Source organism: Streptomyces sp. NPDC058964, from assembly GCF_042741275.1.
Taxonomy (GTDB): domain Bacteria; phylum Actinomycetota; class Actinomycetes; order Streptomycetales; family Streptomycetaceae; genus Streptomyces.
The window spans coordinates 1-1,903 of sequence record NZ_JBHYKH010000890.1; the positions used below are offsets into that span (position 1 = coordinate 1).

2 protein-coding genes and 1 pseudogene are annotated in these 1,903 nt (G+C 66.7%); 2 read left to right on the forward strand and 1 reads right to left on the reverse strand.

Annotated features, from left to right (window positions below; genetic code table 11):
• Nucleotides 1-622 (reverse strand): annotated as a pseudogene (locus ACFW2E_RS46055) (IS5 family transposase); the annotation flags it as partial.
• Nucleotides 623-720: 98 nt separating this feature from the next.
• Between ACFW2E_RS46055 and ACFW2E_RS46060 the strand changes: the two are divergent.
• Nucleotides 721-1,236, forward strand: coding sequence for a winged helix-turn-helix domain-containing protein (locus tag ACFW2E_RS46060; RefSeq protein ID WP_384477942.1), 516 nt, complete (start codon nucleotides 721-723; stop codon nucleotides 1,234-1,236).
• Entirely contained in the window at nucleotides 1,233-1,793 is a 561-nt protein-coding gene (locus ACFW2E_RS46065) for a transposase (protein ID WP_384477945.1), read from the forward strand. Before ACFW2E_RS46060 ends, ACFW2E_RS46065 begins: the two co-directional genes overlap by 4 nt.
• The last annotated feature ends 110 nt before the right edge of the window (nucleotides 1,794-1,903 follow it).

Consider the following 1,903-nt stretch of genomic DNA (forward strand, 5'->3'; position numbering starts at 1 on the left):
GCGGACACCGATGCGCTTGCCACGAAGCCATTTCCGCAGGTGAGGGATGTCGTAAGCCTTGTCTGCGTGCAGGCGTTGGGGCTTGAAGTACCGGCCGCGGTGGGGGTCGTGTCTCGTTTGGTGACCCTCCACCATGGGCTTCAGTCCTTCGCTGTCGTGGGTGTTACCCGCCGAGACGCCGACGAGGAGGGGCAGTCCGTTGGCGTCCGACAGGACGTGCATCTTGGAACCCGGCTTGCCCCGGTCCACGGGGCTCGGACCTGTGTGTTCGCCCCTTTTTGGCCCGGACGTGGGCGGTGTCGAGGACTACGCGGGTGACGTCGATGAGGCTGGCGTCGTCGAGTTGGTGCAGCACGGCCTCGTGCAGCCGGCCCCAGACACCGGCTCTGGACCAGATGAGGAACCGGCGGTGGGCGGTCGACTTCGATATGCCGAAGCACGGCGGCAGAGCTCGCCAGGCGCAGCCGCTGACCAGCACGTAGATGATCGCGGCGAACAGCGTCTCATCAGGCGTGTCCTGTGTTCCCCCGCCCTGCGGCCGCACCCTCGACGGAGGGATCAACGGCTTCGCGATCTCCCACAGCCCGTCCGGAACAATCCAACTCCACGTACCCCGCCCCATGCCGAGCTCAACGACGCCTCACCACGCAGGACACGGTCTTACTGAGTTTTTCGTTAGTTCTGTGGGTGCAGGGGTTTCGGCAGTGTGAGCATGATGGTGTGTCTTCCAAGTCGCAGGATGCTGTTGCTGATGTCTCCGTTCTGCCGCTGACGCGGCCGCAGTTGGCCGAGGCCCGTCGCATGCGCGCGGCCGAGTTGTTCGAGCAAAGACGTCCTTCGTCCGAGGTTGCCCGGGCAGTGGGGATGCATCCCGAGAGTGTGCGCCGGTGGAAACGCTTGTGGGAGCGGGGCGGGGCTCAGGCGCTGCGGCGGCGTCCGGCTACCGGTCGGCCGCCCAAGCTGGACGACGCCCAGGTCGAAGCGGTGCGAGCCGCCTTGGAGCAGGGCGCTCAGGCGCACGGGTTTGAGGCGGACCTGTGGACCTTGGAACGGGTCGGCGTGGTGGTTGAACGGGTGACCGGGGTGACGCTGGCCCGGGCTTCGGTATGGCGCCTGCTGACCGGGCGGCTGGGGTGGAGTCTGCAGCGGCCCCGGCGTCGGGCCGTCGAACGGGACGAGTCCGAGATCGCCCGGTGGGTCGCTCACGAGTGGCCGCGGATCAAAAAGGGGCGGTGAAGAAACGTGCCTGGATCGTGTTCTTCGACGAATCGGGCGTGTCGCTGCTGCCTCAGGTGCGCCGCACCTATGCACCCCGCGGGCGGACTCCCACCCTGCGGCACCGGCTGAACTGGAAACGAGCCGGGATGGCCGCCGCGCTGGGCTACCACGCCGCCGACCCCGAACGCGGCCCGCGGCTGTGCTTCCACCTCAAGCCGGGCAGCTACGACACCACTTCCCTGATCGAGGTGCTGGAACAGATCAAGACCTTCTACGCCGGTGAGTCGGTGGTGTTGGTATGGGACGGGCTGTCCGCCCACTGGAGCCGGGGCATGCGAGCCTGGGTGGCCGAGCAGGACTGGCTCACCCTCGAGCGATTACCGGCCTATGCTCCCGAACTCAACCCGGTGGAGCTGCTGTGGTCGGCGATCAAGACCCGCGAGCTGGCCAACCTCGCCGGCGACCACCTCGCCGATGTCGCCGATGCCGCCGAAAACGGCATCCGCCGGGTCTGCTCCAGCGAGCAACTCCCGTGGTCCTTCCTCACCCACACCGGACTGACCATTCATTCCTAAACACCACAGAACTAACGAAAAACTCAGTAAGCGCACAGGCTCGGTGAGAGCGAGGCGCGGTATGGAGACCTCTAGCGCGGGCGCGTCTCGTCGACGACCCAGGACAGGTA